Origin of the sequence: Streptomyces sp. NPDC001339, assembly GCF_042895955.1 — a bacterium.
Classification (GTDB): Bacteria; Actinomycetota; Actinomycetes; order Streptomycetales; family Streptomycetaceae; genus Streptomyces.
The window spans coordinates 579329-595383 of record NZ_JBIAWT010000006.1 but is presented as its reverse complement, the minus strand read 5'-3'; the positions used below and the strand labels follow the sequence as shown (position 1 = coordinate 595383).

Genomic DNA, 16055 nt, shown 5'->3' with positions numbered 1-16055 from the left:
CACCGCATCCAGGAGGGACGGCGGGATGCGCAGTGCTCACTTCATTGAGCGTTGTTCATCCTGAATTTGCTGGTCATGGGGCTGGCGTGGGCGGGGGCTGAGGGGCTCGTGCCGGTCGGGGCGTGATCGGTAGCAGGTGATCATCCGGCGTATCGGCGGTCCGCCGGAATTGCGATGCCAGGTTGGAACTGCCTCGTAGGCTCCGAGGAGAGCCGGGTGGGAAGGGGCTGCTGGTGGCAGACGTGCTGGTCTGGGTGATGCAGCGAAGGGTGGTGCCGGCCGATCGCGCCGAACGGCTGCGCAAGGAGCTCGCCGAGATCGATGCCGAGGTGGCCCGGCTGGAGACAGCAGAGGTGGTGATCGGGCAGTTCATCGAGGCTGAGCGGAGCGGGCAGGCCGACGACCCGGCAGTGGCTGAGGAGTTGAAGCAGGTGACGACTCCGGGTGCGGGCGGGATGCTGCTGGTCCCGCACCGCGAGCCGGACATGGACGAGAGCGCGCTGCCCACCGACCACCAGTCGGTCATGAAGATCGTGGCCGCGGTCTCGGAACCGGTCCCGGCCAAGGACGTCAGCGTCCAGCCGGGCAGGGGCACCCAGCCCGGACAGGTCGAACCGGTGCGCGACAAGCTCAGGCGCCTAGCTGACCGGGGCTGGCTGCACCGCACTCCCGCAGGCCGCTTCACCGCCCTGACGCAGCCGTCCACCTGACCGGCCCGCGGCCTGATTCCGACGTAACGCGCGTGCACCCGACAGGAGTTGGGGATTCCATGCGAGCTGCCCGGCCTCAAGCGTGAGGACATCGACGTCGAGGTCAGCTGGCAGGAGGTCTACATCACCGGTGAGGTGAAGGAACGCGAAGGCGCGGGCGTCCTGCGTCGCGCTACGCGCCGCACCGGGCGTTTCGAGTACCGGGCGCTGCTGTCGGCTGAGGTGAAGTCCGAGGAGGTCAGCGCGTCGCTGTCCGACGGGATCCTGACCGTGACCATCCCCAGGCCGCATCACGTCGAGGTCGCGACCTGACCACTGTGAGGGATCGGGGTGGCAGCTCGTCCGGCCGGTGCGGGCAGAGCCATGATGCTCACTCCCTGCACTGGCGGGCGGGCTGCGTGGATCCCGACCTGAAGATCCTCGCGCGGACACCAACCTCCCACTACCCCGGTGTTTTCGGCGTGGGTGTTTCGCGTTTCGGAGCCATCGCGGCGGCGAGGAAGAGCTTGTTGGAACCAGCGCGTCAGCGGGAGGCATCGCTGCCGCCTCGCCCTGCCCGGGTCGCCGACCGCAGGAGACCATGCTGGAATGCTGGGCACCGGCCCGGTGCTGTGGGTCCGGTGGTTGCAGGGGGGAGCAAAGGAGCTCGTCATGAAACTCTCCCGGCTTGTTTGCGTGTCCGTGCTGCTCACCTCGGCCGTTTTCACTTCCGGTGTTCCGGCAGTTGAGGCGCAGGCGCCTTCCTCGCAGCGTCGCGACACGGGATGCGGTGAAGGGGGCGGGGAGTACAAGGACGCGACCGTGCCCGCGGTGGGCCAGACGTGGACTGCGGATTTCGGGGTTGATACGCCCCTCGGCAAGGGCCCGTTCCTGACCACGATCACGTTCCGTTCGGCGACCGAAGCGACGATCAAGGTGGTTGAGGGGCCGGGGACGCTCACGGGCCTGACGCAGCAGATCACCTACAGCACAACGCGGCTGCGGCCCTGCCAGTACGCCCTGTCCTGGTACGAGCCGGTCAGCGGCGTCTACGTCACCCAGGTGGAGGACTACACCGAGCAGCGCGTGTTCGACACCACCGTCAACGGCACGCAGTTCTTCCACATGACCGGCAAGTTCTACGCGGGGGCCCCGGTCGAGCGCGATGCTTGACCGTCCGTCGGGAGGCGGGGCGCGCGAGGGTGTGCGACGGTGAGGTCATGAAGGTGGGAATCATCGGCGCCGGGCGCCTTGGCGCCGCTCTGGCCGGGCACTTCACCCGGCCGGGCACCAGGTGATGATGGCCGGCTCCCGCGGCCCGGAGAAGCTGGCCCCCGCTCGTCGGCGAGCTCGGCGAGAAGGCATCGGCCGGGACACCGCAGGAGGCCGCCGACTTCGGTGACATCGTCGTCCTGGCCGTCCAGTGGGACCAGAAGGAGAGCGCGGCGGCCGCTGTCTCTTCCTGGCAGGGACGGATCGTCCTCGTCCCGATCAATCCGCTGCGGGAGACGCCGAGCGGTCTGGAGCACGCCGACACCGGAGGGCGCCCGCCCACCGAGGTCGTCGCCTCTCTCGTCCCGGGTGCCCGCCTGGTCAAGGGCTTCAACACCTACCCGGCCCAGGTCCTCGCCGAGGACCCCGTCGTCAACGGCGGGCGCCGCATCGTCCTGCTCGCCGGAGACGATCTCAACGCCAAACGCAAAGTGGCCGAGCTGGTCGACAGTACGGGTTTCCAGGCCGTCGACACCGGATCGCTCGCCGAGGGCGGGCCCCTCTTCGACAGCGGCGGACCGCTGGGCGGCCCACGCAAGGACCTGCTGGCCCTGTGACACCGCTGTCCTCGGCGTGCCGGGCGGCCGCTGAGCAGTCCGCGCCCGGCACTGACCACTGTTGAGGCAGGTGAGAGAGGTGGCACCCGTCCTGGGCCTTGGCCCGATCGGTATCTGGAGCAGTTGGTTCCGCTCGGATGATCCCGCCGAGGCCGGGCAGATCCGTGAGGCAGCGGCGGCGCTGGAAGACATGGGTTTCGCTGCCCTGTGGATCGGCGGCAGCCCGGGCTTCGACCACGCCGCTCGCCTGCTGGCGGCGACGAACCGTGTGGTGGTGGCCACCAGCATTCTCAGCATCTGGCAGTACGAGGCGGCCGATGTCGCCGCGCGGGAGGCCGCCCTCGACCCTGCCGACCGCGAACGTTTCCTCCTCGGTCTGGGCGTCAGCCACGCCCGGTTCGCCACGCGGTACGCCCGCCCGTACTCCGCGATGCAGGACTACCTGACCGGCCTCGACTCCGCCCCCATGCCGGTGCCTGCCGAACGGCGTGTGCTGGCCGCAATCGGCCCGAAGATGCTCGGGCTGGCCCGTGACCGCGCGGCGGGTGCCATCCCGTACCTCGTCACGCCGGAGTTCACCGCGCAGGCTCGCGAAATCCTGGGGCAACAGCCTTTCCTCGGGCCGGAGATGAAGGTCGTCCTGGACGCCGACCTGCCCCGCGCCCGCCATACTGCCCGTGACTACCTTGCCTCCTACCTGGCCCTGCCGAACTACACCAACAGCCTCAAGCGCGCGGGTTACACCGAGGAGGACTTCGCAGGCGGCGGCAGCGACCGCCTCCTCGACGCCCTCGTCGCACTCGGCGACGTGGAACGGATCCGTACGCGCGTCGCGGAGTTCCACAAGGCGGGGGCCGACCATGTCGCGGTGCAGGTGGTACTGCCACAAGGGCAGGGATACCACCAGCTTCTGGCGCAGTGGCGTGAACTGGCGCAGGCACTGCCCCTATGAGTGGTGAGCTGCAGCGGCCGATGCCCGCGTCTCGGCCCGGTGCTCCCGGCGCTGTGGTGACGTTCTGTGTCGTACTGAGCAATCGTTCCGTGTCGTACTGAGCAATCGGGAGCACCGGGCCCGGCTGCGGGACGCGTCAGGGAGGAGTTACTGCGTCTTGCCCGCTGCTGCGGCCGCGGTGTGGTGGTGCGCTGCCGCATGCAGGGCCTCCGCGACCTCGCAAAGGGCCGCCCGCCTGAGCTCCCCCTTCAGCAGGATATCGACGGCGATTTGGACGTCGTCGGCGCCGATGGTCTGCTTGCCGGCCTTGAGGGCCAGACCGGCGGCGGTTTCGGCGATGCGTGCGACGAGGTCGCTGGCGATGTCGTTCAGAACTCGCACCGAGGATGTGGCTGCCTGCCCCTGCCGGGCTTTCAGCAGCCGCTTGACGAACGCCTCGTACTGGTGCGCGCCGAGCAAGGCACTGTGCTTGCGAGGGTTCCCGGCCTGCGTCCCGGTCTCTTGCGGCGCGGCCGGCGCCACGGCCTCGCCGGGCCCGCCCAGGGACTTGCTGCGGGCCGCCGCTTCACCGGAGCGGATGAACCAGGGGTGGTCGGCAGCGGCCAGCTCGCTGTCGTTGGCCACCGCGCCGCTGATGTGCTTCGGGAGGATCCTCTTGCCGCCCTCCGCCTCAGCCAGCACGTGTGCGCCGTCGATGATCTCCGACACCACGTAGTGCACGGTGACTCCCGCCGCCACGATGGCCTTCTTCGAGGTCCGCATCTTGGTGAGCCGCCGCATGGACCGTTTGATCAACGCCAGCTTCGGCATCGTCTCAACGTCCCCTGTGGTGTGGGACGGTGCTGTGGGCGTGGGCATGAGGGGTACTCCCTGGGCGATGGTGGGCCCCTGCCGGAGTGCGAAGGGCCGCTCGACTCCCCGTACCTGTCCATCCGGCAGATGATCAATGCTGAGATCCCGCACACGTCCATGCCACTGCCGCAAAAGGAAGGGGTTTGATGCCAATGAGCGAGGTTCAGCCTGAAGTTACAGGTCCACGGGCTAGCAGGGGCCGCGGTGGGGATGCTCGTGCGGGTCGGGGTGTGATCGGTGGGAGGTGGTCGTCCCTCAGCGGTGGACCTCGGCGTTCGTCAGCACGCGGAGAGCCCGAAGAAGCGTGGTCGCGTGTCGGGCGTTCATACGGACCTTGGTGAGGATCCGCCAGTTCTTCAGGTCGGCGAAGCCGTGCTCGTTCGCCGCTCGCTCGCGGCTGACCAGCCGGAAAGCCGCTGGTCGTGCCGGAGGACCGCCAGGACGATCAGAGCAGTCCGGCCGGGCGGGAGCTTGCGCCAGCGGGTTGCGCTGACTTGCTGACCCCGAAATGCCCCCTGACCTGCAACGATGCCTTATCATGCCTCTTCGGTTTCGACTGGGATACCCAATCAACAGTAGCGCGACCGTCCAGGACTCGTGCCACGTGGCCTTATCGACAGGCACGCGGACAGAGAGCAAAGCGTGCGCTGCGTGCGTCAAGAGGTTGCCCGTAGCGCACGCAATGCCCACAGCGCACACTTGCCAATTGTCCGGTTTGATCTCGGCGGGGTCCCTGAGCTGCTGTTTCTTTTCGCATGTTTTTCATTCACATTATTTTTATGACCCATCATGTGGAGTGCGTCGCAATCCTTGAGCCCGCTGGAAAGGGCCGCTGACCTGCGGTTTCGCGTGGTGTGCGTTATGGGCGTGGTGTGCGTTACGGGCGATATCTTGACGCATATTCGACGCACGTGACGCACGTTTGACGCACGTCCTTACGGGTCGTCAGGGCGTCTTGTGTGCAGGTCAGGACAGTCGCTGGGGGATGGCTGCGGTGCCTGCTTTGTGAAGGCTTTGCCTTGGAGCGGGCCGGCTGCTCCTCGCTGTGCGGGTGGGTCGACCTCTGCCGTTCGTGGTCAGTGGACGTGAGGGCCGTAAGGGCTCCAGCCGTGGAGGAAGGGCTTGAGGTCGTCGGCGGTTGCGTCGGGGATGTCGGGCAGCCGGGGTGGTGTGGCCAGTGGATTGAGGCGCTCCAGGTATGTGGTGGCCCAGGAGAGCCAGGCTTCGGCGTCGGCTCTGGCCTGTCCGCCGGGCAGGGTCTCGATGTGGGCGCGGGCGGCGTCGAGGTAGGCGGCGAGCCGGGTTGCGCGATGCCATGCCTCCGCCTGGGTTTCGAGGTGCCCTACGCGGTATGCCTCGGCGTATTCGATGCGGGCCTGGTGCATTGCGGCCTCCCAGTCCAGGCGCCGCTGCCTGGCTGCTTCCTGCTCGGCGAGGCGCTTGCGCGCGGCGGCTTCGCCCCGCAGCGTCACCTCCTGGACGATCTCTGGGAGCTGGTCTTCGAGGGGGTGGTCGGGGATGTCGGCCCATTCGTCGGCCCGGTGGGGCTGGCCGCCGCTGAGGATGATGCGCAGGCGGTCGGAGGAGGCGTAGTCGTAGCGGCGGATGCCGGCCCAGGCGTACTTCTTGGCCCGGGCGAGTTCTTGTTCCGTGGGGATGTGCTCGTGCCGGTCCTGCCCTTGGAGGAACAGGAAGCCGACGGGCTGTCCTTGGGCGGTGATGATGAAGTGGGGAGGTGCGCTGCGCCGCCGATAGGGGCGGGGTGCGCCGTGGGTCGGTCCGATTTCGCTGGTGTGGCCCTGGGCGTTTGTGGCGGTGATGAGTGCCTGGATGATGCGCAGGGCTCGTGGCTGCACGCTTTTGGTCAGGCCCAGGGGATGGGGTTGGCTCTTCAGGGCTTTGATTACGGGATGGGGGTGGGTGAGTCTGGTGGGTACGGTAATGGGGTCGAGATCGGCCAGGCGCCAGGTGGGGATGTCGTCCAGGTGGATTTCGTAGCCGCGCGGAGTGCGGAATCCGTACAGCTCTTTTGTCTTCGGAATTTTTCCGGATCTACGTGCCGCGCTGATTCGTCCCTGCCAGTTCACGGCGTTGGGGCCGGATTCGGGTTTCTTGATGATCCGGCCGTCTGCTTCTGCGAGTTCTTCCAGGAGCTCGTCCACGACCGTTTTTCGGGACGGGGTTGCGGACTTCCCCATGCGTGGTGCGGTGGGTGCGGCCTGGTTCGCGGTTCGGTCATTGCCTGTGCGTACGGGGGAGGGCGCGGATTTGTTGTTCTGTGCTGACGGGGGTAGTTCGTGCCGGGTGGGCACGGGTGGGGCGCTGCGGGCCAGATACTGCGCGCCGGCTTCGGTCAGTACCGCGCTCCAGTGTCCGCGTCGGCGGGTGACTTTGACCAGTCCTCGGTTCTGCAGGGCCTGGCAGCTGATTTTGTAGGAGCTGGACTGCCACACCCCGTCGGGGCACCCTTGGCTGACCCATTGCAATACGGCGAACTGGCGGTCGTTGAGTTGCTGCTTCACCCGAGCCTCCAAGTGGAGCTGGTGGGTTCGTTTGCATGCTCTGAGCTTGTCCTACCTTCCAAGCATGGCCTGAGACGGTCATTTCTAGGGGCGTCGGACTCAGGGGTCCGGGTGTGGCTGTTAGCTTGTCGCGGTTCGGTGGCTTGAGAAAACGTGGCTGCCCGGCACCCCGCGACGACTCGACCCGCTAATTCGGATACGCGACTCGATCGCCGTGCAGGACAACGTCGGCGAAGTCGTCTGCGGGACCCACGTGTGACGACGAGCTGGCGGAGGTGGCCAGTCTGCGGTCGTGTCCCACCTCCCGGGGCTGTCACATCACGGACTTACGCGATCTTTCAGACACGCTCTTCACGGGGTGGGGTGGTGGAGGCTGTGGATGTAGTCCTGCCAGCGGGGGATGCCGTGGTGGGCGGCGCGGGTGTGGATGTGGTCGGTGACCTGCTGGACGTAGTGCGGGGGCATGGCACGCCGGGTAGCGAAGTCGGCGGCGAGGCGGTGGTGGAGGTGGGGCGGGAGGTGCCGGGCGGCTTGGTCCAGGAACCAGGGGCGGGCGCCGGGGCTGAGGCGCATGATGTCGGGGAAGACGGTGACGGCGCCGGCTTCGGCGCAGGCGTCGACGAGGTTGTTGAGGGCGTCGGGGTGGTCGGCGGCGTGGGGGATGACGGGGGCGATGAGGACGCCGGCGGGGACGCCCGCGGCGCGCAGGGCGCGGAGGGTGTCGAGGCGGGCGCGGGGTGGTGAGGCGGCTGGTTCGAAGGCGCGCCAGACGCGGTCGTCGAGGGAGCCGAGGGAGGTCATGACCAGGACGTCGGTCACGCGGGCGGCTTCGGCGTAGAGGGCGATGTCGCGGTGGAGGAGGGCGGACTTGGTGGTCGTGGTGAAGGGGACACGGTAGTCGATGAGGGCGCGCAGGATGCCGGGCATCAACTGGTAGCGGCCTTCGGCGCGTTGGTAGCAGTCGGTGGAGGTGCCGACCATGACCCACTGGTCGCCGGTTTTGCCGGTGCGCAGTTCGCGGCGCAGGACGGTGGCGGCGTTGGTCTTGACGTAGAGGTGGGTCTGGAAGTCTTCGCCGGTGTTGTGGCCGAGGTGGCGGTGGCCGTCGCGGGCGAAGCAGTAGGTGCAGGCGTGGGTGCAGCCGCGGTAGGGGTTGAGGGTCCAGCCCAGGCCGCCGGGTGCGGCACCGCGCCTGCGGTTGAGGAGGGTGCGGGCCTGGATCTCGTGGAAGGTGACGCCGTGGAAGTCGGGGGATGGGAGTGGCTCGGGAGTGACTGCGGAGGCCGGGAAGAGGGCCGGTTGCGGTTCAGTGGGCGTCATGGGGTTGCTCGGTTGGGGTCGGCTGTGGTGCTGATGTTCTGGGCGGCGTCGAGGAGTTGCTGTCCCAGGGCGGCCAGGTGCGGGGCGAGTTCGGGGTCGGCCTCAAGGGTGGCGTTGGAGCCGAGGGCCAGCAGGCGCTGGGCGATGTGGAGGGGCTGGTCGGCGGAGAGGTCGACGGTGCAGGTGCCGTTGCCTGTGGGGGTGATGCGGTCGGGGAGGGCGCCGGTGCGTTGGCGGAGGGTGTCCGCGTCGGCGGGGACGGTGGCGCGGGCGTGGTGGCGGACCGGGGCGCGGGCGATGGTACGGGCGACGAAGGTGGCGGGGTCGGGGGCGGGGAGTGGGCGGGGTGGGACGCGGTGGCCGGTGGGGGTGGGGTCGGTGAGGCGGTCGAGGCGGAAGGTGCGCCAGTCCTGGCGTTCGGTGTCGTAGGCGACGAGGTACCAGCGGCCGTGGGAAGAAACCAGGGCGTGGGGTTCGACGCGGCGGGTGCTGGGGGTGCGGTGGCGGGTGGTGTAGGCGAAGGTGGTGATCTCGTGGTCGCGGCAGGCGGTGGCCAGGAGTGCCAGTGCGGCGGGGTCGGCCTGGGGGCCACCGCTCCATGGCAGGGGGACGGTGGCCTGCTGGAGGGCGGAGACCTGGTGGCGTAGGCGGGTGGGCAGGGCGCGTTCGAGTTTGGCCAGGGCGCGGACGGCGGTTTCCTCGATGCCGCTCACGCCGCCGGTGGTGGTGCGCAGGGCGACGGCGATGGCGACGGCTTCCTCGTCGTCGAGGGTGAGAGGTGGGAGGTCGGCGCCGGGGGCGAGGCGGTAGCCGCCGGCGGTGCCGGTGGTGCCGTCGATGGCGTAGCCGAGTTCGCGCAGGCGGTCGATGTCGCGGCGGACGGTACGGCCGGTGACGCCGAGTCGTTCGGCGAGTTCGGCGCCGGACCATTCGCGCCGGGTCTGGAGCAGCGACAGCAGGCGCAGCATCCGGGCGGGCATATCCGTGCTCATGCCATCGAGCATTCCAGGCGTTACGGACGCGAGGTGTCCTAAAGGGCGTCTAGCGTCGAAGTCGTGTCTGAGAACAAAACCGTTCAAACGGTAAGAAATGTGTCTATTGTGCCGGATCCGCGGCGGTGGGCGGCGCTGGCCGTGCTGCTGGTGGCGGCGATCATGGACGCGGTGGATGTCACCGTCGTCAACGTCGCCATTCCCCATATCCAGAACGACACCGGGGCGTCGTTCTCCCAGGTCCAGTGGGTCGTGGGCGGCTATGCCCTCGCCTTCGCCCTGGGGCTGATCACCGGTGGGCGGCTGGGCGACCTCTACGGGCGCAAGCGCGTCTTCCTCACCGGTGTGGCCGGGTTCACGCTGGCCTCGCTGGTGTGCGGGATCGCCACCACCCCGGAGGTGTTGCTGGCCGGCCGGGTCGTGCAGGGGGCGCTGGCCGCGCTGATGGTGCCGCAGGTGCTCTCCATCGTCCACGTCTCCTTCCCCGAGAAGGAGCGGGGCAAGGTCTTCGGTGTCTACGGGGCCGTCACCGCCCTCGGTGTCCTGGCAGGTCCGCTGGTCGGCGCGCTGCTGGTCGACGGCGACCTGTTCGGCTGGGGCTGGCGGCCGATCTTCCTGGTCAACCTCCCCCTGGGCATCATCGGCCTGATCGCGGGTGCCCTCCTGATCCGCGAGTCCAAGGCGGAGAAGGCAGCCCGCCTCGATGTGGTCGGTGTCCTGCTGTCCACCGTTGGCCTGCTGTTCCTGGTGCTGCCGCTGACGCAGGGGCGCGAGCTGGGCTGGCCCGCCTGGACGTGGGTGATGCTGGCCGCCTCGGTGCCGGTGCTCGCAGTGTTCGTCCTCCACCAGCGCCGGGTGGCAGGCCGCGGGGGCACGCCTTTGGTGGAGCTGTTGCTGTTCTCCCGCAGGAGCTTCGCGGGGGGCTTGGGTGTGCAGCTGCTGTTCGGGCTGGCTTCTGGGGTCTTCTTCCTGTCCTGGGCGCTGTATCTGCAGCTCGGGCTGGGCTTCTCCCCGCTGAAGGCGGGCCTGTCCGGGCTGCCGCTCTCCCTGCTGCTGATGGCCGGCGCCGGCGTCTCGATGCAGGTACTGGTGCCGCGCTTCGGCCGCGCCGTGCTCCAGGTGGGCGCGCTCGTCGCGGCGGTCGGCATGGGCCTGTTCGCCTGGATGACCGGCCACTACGGTGCGGAGATCACGCTGTGGCAGACGATGCTGCCGCTGGTGCCGATGGGTATCGGCATGGGACTGATCGTCGCGCCGCTGGCGGACATCATCCTCTCCGAAGTCCCGCACGAGCACGCCGGATCCGCCTCCGGCCTGAACAACACCACCACCCAGCTCGGCCAGGCCGTGGGCACCGTCCTGTCCTCGCTCATCTTCTTCAACCACCTCGGCGAGGGCGACCCGGCCACCCAGGCCGCCGACATGCCCGATGCCTTCGCCCAGACCCTGCCGTATGTCGGCGCGGCCTTCCTCGTCGCCTTCGCGGTGCTGTTCGCGGTCCCGCGGCAGGCCGGGCGCAAGAACAAGGACGCCGGCGCCAGCGAAGGTGCCGACAACACTGCGACATCGGATGAGGCCGCGGACCTCGCATCCGCCCGGTGAACAGGACGGGCGGTGCCCCACCCGCGCGGTACCGCCCCACCCGAAGGGGCCGGAACACCGACCCACGCGGCAACCGCCCGGCATGTAGCCGGTCGAGCAACACCCCGCCTGGGACGCACCGCCCTCCTCCAAGACCGCTCAGCCGCGGGAAGAGACCGCAGAAGGAAGACAAAGCATGACCGAAGGCAGCGCCCTGGCGGCCAATCAACTGGCGATGCCACCACTCGGTTTCGGGACCTGGCAACTCAAAGGCGACGACGCCTATCGGGCCGTCTCGCTGGCCCTGGAGACCGGCTACCGCCACCTGGACACCGCCATGCTGTACGGCAACGAGGAGGCGGTCGGCAAGGCGCTGGCCGCCAGCGGGCTGCCGCGCGACGAGGCGTTCGTGACCACCAAGTTCGCCCAGCGCCGCGCCGGCGGCGAGCCGGAGGCGCTGGAGCAGTCGCTGGACCGCCTCGGCTTGGAACGCGTCGACCTGTGGCTGGTCCACTTCCCGCTCAAGGACCCGGGCGAGAACGCCGCGGTCTGGGATGCGTTCCTGGCCGCTGCCGAGGAGGGCCTGGCCACCGACGTAGGGGTGAGCAACCACAGCCTGGCCCAGCTCGACGCGCTGACCGCCGCGACCGGTGACACCCCGGCCGTCAACCAGATCCGGCTCAACCCGCCGCTGTACGACCCGGCCGTGGTGGCGGGACACGAGGAGCGAGGGGTGGTGCTGGAAGGGCACAGCCCACTGCGCCCGCGCAAGCCCGGTCTGGGCCACCCCACTCTCGTCGAGATCGCTGCCGCGTACGAGGCGACCCCGGCGCAGATCGTCATCGCCTGGCACGTGGCGCACCGGATCCCGGTCATCCCCAAGTCGGGCCACCCGGAACGCATCTTTGAGAACTTCCTCGGCGCCGAACTGGAACTCGACGCCGAGGACATCACCCGCATCGACGCCCTGGGGACGACCGCGCCCCGTCGCAGACGCACCCCCTGAGAGAGCTCATGAACAAGCACATCGTCATCGAGGGCGCACGCGAGCACAATCTCCGCGAAGTCTCGCTGCGCATCCCCAAGAACACGATCACGGTCTTCACCGGTGTGTCCGGCTCCGGCAAGTCATCGTTGGTGTTCTCCACCCTCGCGGTGGAGGCCCAGCGGCAGCTGAACGAGACCTTCACCACCTTCGTGCGCAACCGGCTGCCGCGCTACGAGAAGCCCGACGCCGACCGGATCGACCACCTGTCCACCGCCGTGGTCGTGGACCAGAAGCCGATCGGCGCCAACGCCCGCTCCACCGTCGGCACCGCCACCGACATCGCCTCGATCATCCGGCTGCTGTTCTCGCGCGCCGGGGAGCCGTCGGCGGGCATGGCGACGGCGTACTCCTTCAACACGCCCGAGGGTGCCTGCCCGACCTGCGCCGGGCTCGGCCGGACCGTCCAGCCCGACCTGGACGAGTTCTTCGACACCGCCAAGTCACTGAACCAGGGCGCGCTGCTGTTCCCGCTGTTCAACGTCGGCGGTGCGCAGTGGAACCTGGTCACCCGCACCGGCCGCTTCGACCTCGACAAGCCGCTGAAGCGCTACTCGCACGCCGAGTGGCAGCGCCTCCTGCACGGCGAGCCCGGCTCCACCTCCGCCTCCGACGAGGGCCTCGTGCCCCGCTTCCAACGGCTCTACCTGGGCCGGGACATCTCCACCCTCTCCCCCCGCACCCGAAAGGCAGTCGAGGAGTTCACCGCCCAGGGCACCTGCCCCACCTGTGACGGCGCACGGCTGAACGAGGCCGCGCGTACGACCCGCGTCAACGGATACGGCATCACCGACTACATGGCGATGGAGGTCGCCGAGCTCATCGACGTCCTGGGGAAGATCGACCACCCGCTGGGCACCCCGCTCGCCGAACAGGCCGCCTCCGGACTCCGCCGCCTGGTCGACATCGGGCTCGGCTACCTCAACCTGGGCCGCGAGACCTCGACCCTGTCCGGCGGCGAGGCACAGCGCCTGAAGATGGTGCGCTTCCTCGGCTCGTCGCTGACCGGGATGACCTACATCTTCGACGAGCCGTCAACCGGCCTGCACCCCCGCGACGTCGGCCGCATGAACACCCTGCTGCGCGAGCTGCGCGACCGCGGCAACACCGTGCTCGTCGTTGAGCACGACCGCGACGTCATCACCGCCGCCGACCACGTCATCGACATGGGCCCCGGCGCCGGCACCCACGGCGGCCGCGCCGTCTACCAGGGCACCCCCGACGGCCTCCGGGACAGCAGCACCCCCACCGGCCGCTGCCTGCGCCGCACCCCCGAGTTGAAGGAGCAGGTCCGCACCCCGACCGGCCACCTGACGATCAGCAACGCCGACTCGCACAACCTCAAGAACATCACCGTGGACATCCCCACCGGCGTACTGACCGTGTTCACCGGGGTCGCAGGGTCCGGCAAGTCCACCCTGGTCACCGAGGTGTTCACCGCCCAGCACCCGGAGGCCGTCGTGGTCGGCCAGAGCGGCATCGGCGTCTCCTCGCGCTCCACTCCGCTCAGCCACCTGGGCATCATGGACACGATCCGCAAGGCGTTCGGCACGGCCAACGGCGTGGACGCCGGGTACTTCAGCTTCAACTCGCGCGGCGCCTGCCCCGTCTGCCACGGCAAGGGTGAGATCACCGCAGACATGGCCTTCATGGACCCGGTCACCACCCCCTGCGAGCACTGCGGCGGCACCCGCTACGCCCCCGAGGTGCTCGCCCACACCCTGGGTGGCAAGAACATCGTCGACGTCCTCGGCCTCACCGCCGAGGAAGCCGCCGGCTTCTTCACCGACCGTGCCCTCACGCGCAAGATCAGCCTGCTCAACGAGGTCGGCCTCGGCTACCTCACCTTGGGCCAGCCTCTGTCCACCCTCTCCGGCGGCGAACGCCAACGTCTCAAGCTGGCAGGCGAACTCCACAAGACCGGCGGCATTTACGTCCTGGACGAGCCCACCACCGGCCTGCACATGTCCGACACCCGGACCCTCCTGTCGCTCCTGGACCGGATGGTCAACGCGGGCAACACCATCCTGGTCATCGAACACGACCTGGACGTCATCGAGCACGCCGACTGGATCGTCGAGCTGGGCCCCGACGGCGGCCGCCACGGCGGCGAGGTCCTCTTCACCGGCACCCCCGCCCAGCTCCTGGAGCACCCCACCTCCCACACCGCCCAGGCCCTGCGCGCCGATCTGGACACCTCGGACACGCGACGCCAGCGACAGGCACTTTAGGACGATCTGCGTCCTAAAGGACTCCTACTGTGGGTTTTGGGCGCGGTCACGGGCTTTGAGGGGGGAAAGGGGATACCGCCCTCGGCGGGCCGGAGCGGCGGCCCGGAGCCCGGCCGCGCCCCAACCACAGACCTGCAACCACCAACTCACGCATGAGGAAGACGCCATGAGCTTCATGTCCCCCGGAAACGTCGTCTGGTTCGAGTTCGCCACCGCCGATCCGCAGGCGGTCCAGGGCTTCTACGGCCCGTTGCTGGGCTGGTCCTTCGAGAAGGACCCGGACTCCTCCATCGACGGCAACATCTACATCCGCATCATGGCCCCCGGTATGCCCTGGCCGATGGGCGCCATCACCAGCCGCGAAGGCGGGGCCGGCGTTGGCGAGGCATCCCACCTCTCGATCCTGTCCACCGACGTGGCCGCCGACGTCGAGCGGCTGCGTGTCCTGGGCGCGAGCGTAGAGGTGCCGGCCACCCAGGTCAGCTATGTAACGGTCTTCGCCCGGCTGCGCGACCCGCAGGGCAACGTCTTCTCGCTGTTCTCCCAGAGCACGGCGGCCCGTTTCGAGGACCGCATGGAGGCCAGCCACGAGCAGATGGAGCAGGTCGCCTTCGAGCCCTGCCCCGGCGCCTTCGCCTGGTTCGAGATCGGCACCACCGACCCCGAGGCCACCCGCGACTTCTACTCCCGCGCCTTCGGCTGGCGGTTCGAGGGCGAGGGCCCGTACCAGTCCATCCTCACCGGCGGCCCGTACCCGGTCGGCGGGCTGTACGACCACAGCGGACGGCAAGGCGGCGCGGACTACGCCATGCCGTGCTTCCTGGCCGACGACGTCACAGCCCTGGTCGAGAAGGCCGACGCGACCGGTGCCCGCGCCGAGCAGGGGCCCGAGACCTCACCCGACGGCTGCTGCTTCGCCCGCCTGCTGGACCCGCGCGGCAACCGCTTCGGCCTGTTCTCCGCGTCCGCCAAGGGCCAGGACGGCTAACGCCCCGATGGGGCCTGCGGTCAGCTGACCGCAGGCCCGACCACCACCACGACAGCAACAACGACAGCAACAACGACAGCAACGACGACAGCAGCAAGGAGAACGCACGATGAAGATCGGTCTGCTGGGAACGGGCTTCGGCCGCGCACACGCCGCCGTCTACGCCACCCACCCGGACATCGACGAGGTCGTCGTCTTCGGCCGCACCCCGGCCAAGCTCCAGGCAGTCGCCGATGAGTTCGGCTTCGCCACGACCACGGACGCCGACGCCATCCACGACGATCCGGACATCGACCTGGTCGATGTCTGCCTGCCCACCCCGCTCCACGCCGACCACGCCGTACGGGCCATGGAAGCTGGCAAGGACGTGCTGTGCGAGCTGCCGCTGGCCACCACGATGGAGGACGCACGCCGTGTCGTCGAGACCCAACACGCCACCGGGCGCCAGGCGTTCGTGGATCTCTTCGCCCGCTTCAACCCCGTCAACGAGTACATCCACCACGCCATCACCGAGGGCACCTACGGGCCACTGCACACCTGGGAGATCGAGGTCCGCACCGCACTGCTGTGGGAGGGCTACGACATCCGCCTGGACTCCCTCGTCATGGACGCCATGCATTGTGAACTCGACCTCTTCGCCACCGCCCTGGGCCTTCCGGAGTCCCTCACTGCACTGGGCACCGAAGGCGAGCGACGCGGCTCGGCCGGCGAGGCGCTGCTGACCTACCCCGGCGGCGTACTGGTGCGCTGCGCCTCCTCCGCCCTGATGCCCAAGTCCTACGGCCTGCGCGGCAATTCGCGGATCGTCTTCGCCGACGCCGTGCTGGAAACGGATTTCACCGGCGGCTTCGACGGACAGGGGCGCACCCGCCTGGTCGAGTACACCGACGCCGGCCAGCGCCCCGTCGACCTGCCCGAACGCAACACCTACGCCGCCGTCATCGACCACGTACTGGCCTGCCTGACCGGAAAGGAGACCTCCCGGATCACCCCTCAGAGCGCGCTGGATGGCCTCCAGCTCACCCTCGACATCCGCCAGAAGATCAACTAGTAG

General features: G+C 69.0%; 14 protein-coding genes and 1 pseudogene. 11 read left to right on the top strand and 4 right to left on the bottom strand.

Translation table 11 applies throughout. The features are described from left to right. Positions 1-233 precede the first annotated feature (233 nt). The 6 genes and pseudogenes from ACFY12_RS20755 to ACFY12_RS20730 all read left to right on the top strand — a co-directional run bounded on the left by ACFY12_RS20755 (position 234) and on the right by ACFY12_RS20730 (position 3470). Positions 234-710, top strand: a complete 477-nt coding sequence (locus tag ACFY12_RS20755) for a hypothetical protein (RefSeq protein ID WP_390717276.1) — start codon at positions 234-236, stop codon at positions 708-710. Between the two features lie 48 nt (positions 711-758). Next, the gene (locus ACFY12_RS20750; protein ID WP_390717275.1) at positions 759-1022 is read left to right on the top strand and encodes an Hsp20/alpha crystallin family protein; all 264 of its coding nucleotides are present in this window, start codon (positions 759-761) and stop codon (positions 1020-1022) included. Between the two features lie 339 nt (positions 1023-1361). Beyond that, complete coding sequence (locus ACFY12_RS20745) at positions 1362-1862, top strand: hypothetical protein (RefSeq protein WP_390717274.1); 501 nt, start codon at positions 1362-1364, stop codon at positions 1860-1862. A gap of 176 nt (positions 1863-2038) precedes the next feature. Beyond that, positions 2039-2161 (top strand): annotated as a pseudogene (locus tag ACFY12_RS20740) (NAD(P)-binding domain-containing protein); the annotation flags it as partial. A gap of 231 nt (positions 2162-2392) precedes the next feature. Continuing rightward, positions 2393-2518, top strand: coding sequence for a hypothetical protein (locus tag ACFY12_RS20735; protein WP_390717273.1), 126 nt, complete (start codon positions 2393-2395; stop codon positions 2516-2518). A gap of 79 nt (positions 2519-2597) precedes the next feature. After that, positions 2598-3470, top strand: coding sequence for an LLM class F420-dependent oxidoreductase (locus tag ACFY12_RS20730; protein ID WP_390717272.1), 873 nt, complete (start codon positions 2598-2600; stop codon positions 3468-3470). Between the two features lie 147 nt (positions 3471-3617). Here the strand turns inward: ACFY12_RS20730 and ACFY12_RS20725 are convergent, their stop codons facing one another. The 4 genes from ACFY12_RS20725 to ACFY12_RS20710 all read right to left on the bottom strand — a co-directional run bounded on the left by ACFY12_RS20725 (position 3618) and on the right by ACFY12_RS20710 (position 9156). Then, the gene (locus ACFY12_RS20725) at positions 3618-4280 is read right to left on the bottom strand and encodes a hypothetical protein (protein ID WP_390717271.1); all 663 of its coding nucleotides are present in this window, start codon (positions 4278-4280) and stop codon (positions 3618-3620) included. A 1118-nt stretch (positions 4281-5398) separates the two neighbouring features. Further along, on the bottom strand, positions 5399-6844 hold the full coding sequence (locus ACFY12_RS20720; protein WP_390717270.1) for a hypothetical protein: 1446 nt from the start codon (positions 6842-6844) through the stop codon (positions 5399-5401). 351 nt (positions 6845-7195) lie between these two features. Then, positions 7196-8164: a radical SAM protein gene (locus ACFY12_RS20715; protein ID WP_390717269.1), complete on the bottom strand. Its 969-nt coding sequence runs from the start codon at positions 8162-8164 to the stop codon at positions 7196-7198. Beyond that, a complete protein-coding gene (locus tag ACFY12_RS20710) occupies positions 8161-9156 on the bottom strand; it encodes a helix-turn-helix transcriptional regulator (protein ID WP_390717268.1) in 996 nt (331 codons plus the stop codon). The genes ACFY12_RS20715 and ACFY12_RS20710 overlap by 4 nt, the downstream gene beginning before the upstream one ends. A 99-nt stretch (positions 9157-9255) precedes the next feature. Between ACFY12_RS20710 and ACFY12_RS20705 the strand changes: the two genes are divergently transcribed. From ACFY12_RS20705 to ACFY12_RS20685, 5 genes are all read left to right on the top strand, one after another. Next, complete coding sequence (locus ACFY12_RS20705; protein WP_390717267.1) at positions 9256-10758, top strand: MFS transporter; 1503 nt, start codon at positions 9256-9258, stop codon at positions 10756-10758. 175 nt (positions 10759-10933) lie between these two features. Further along, the gene (locus ACFY12_RS20700; protein WP_390717266.1) at positions 10934-11743 is read left to right on the top strand and encodes an aldo/keto reductase; all 810 of its coding nucleotides are present in this window, start codon (positions 10934-10936) and stop codon (positions 11741-11743) included. 8 nt (positions 11744-11751) lie between these two features. Continuing rightward, complete coding sequence (locus ACFY12_RS20695) at positions 11752-14013, top strand: excinuclease ABC subunit UvrA (protein ID WP_390717265.1); 2262 nt, start codon at positions 11752-11754, stop codon at positions 14011-14013. A gap of 166 nt (positions 14014-14179) precedes the next feature. Beyond that, on the top strand, positions 14180-15001 hold the full coding sequence (locus tag ACFY12_RS20690) for a VOC family protein (RefSeq protein WP_390717264.1): 822 nt from the start codon (positions 14180-14182) through the stop codon (positions 14999-15001). A gap of 109 nt (positions 15002-15110) precedes the next feature. Continuing rightward, the gene (locus tag ACFY12_RS20685) at positions 15111-16052 is read left to right on the top strand and encodes a Gfo/Idh/MocA family protein (RefSeq protein WP_390717263.1); all 942 of its coding nucleotides are present in this window, start codon (positions 15111-15113) and stop codon (positions 16050-16052) included. Positions 16053-16055 lie beyond the last annotated feature (3 nt).

Bases quoted from the DNA above. Each gene is read 5' to 3' on its own strand.
- ACFY12_RS20685 (WP_390717263.1), top strand. From the start codon at position 15,111: ATGAAGATCGGTCTGCTGGGAACGGGCTTCGGCCGCGCACACGCCGCC.
- ACFY12_RS20745 (WP_390717274.1), top strand. From the start codon at position 1,362: ATGAAACTCTCCCGGCTTGTTTGCGTGTCCGTGCTGCTCACCTCGGCC.
- ACFY12_RS20690 (WP_390717264.1), top strand. From the start codon at position 14,180: ATGAGCTTCATGTCCCCCGGAAACGTCGTCTGGTTCGAGTTCGCCACC.
- ACFY12_RS20700 (WP_390717266.1), top strand. From the start codon at position 10,934: ATGACCGAAGGCAGCGCCCTGGCGGCCAATCAACTGGCGATGCCACCA.
- ACFY12_RS20695 (WP_390717265.1), top strand. From the start codon at position 11,752: ATGAACAAGCACATCGTCATCGAGGGCGCACGCGAGCACAATCTCCGC.
- ACFY12_RS20715 (WP_390717269.1), bottom strand. From the start codon at position 8,164: ATGACGCCCACTGAACCGCAACCGGCCCTCTTCCCGGCCTCCGCAGTC.
- ACFY12_RS20710 (WP_390717268.1), bottom strand. From the start codon at position 9,156: ATGAGCACGGATATGCCCGCCCGGATGCTGCGCCTGCTGTCGCTGCTC.
- ACFY12_RS20725 (WP_390717271.1), bottom strand. From the start codon at position 4,280: ATGCCGAAGCTGGCGTTGATCAAACGGTCCATGCGGCGGCTCACCAAG.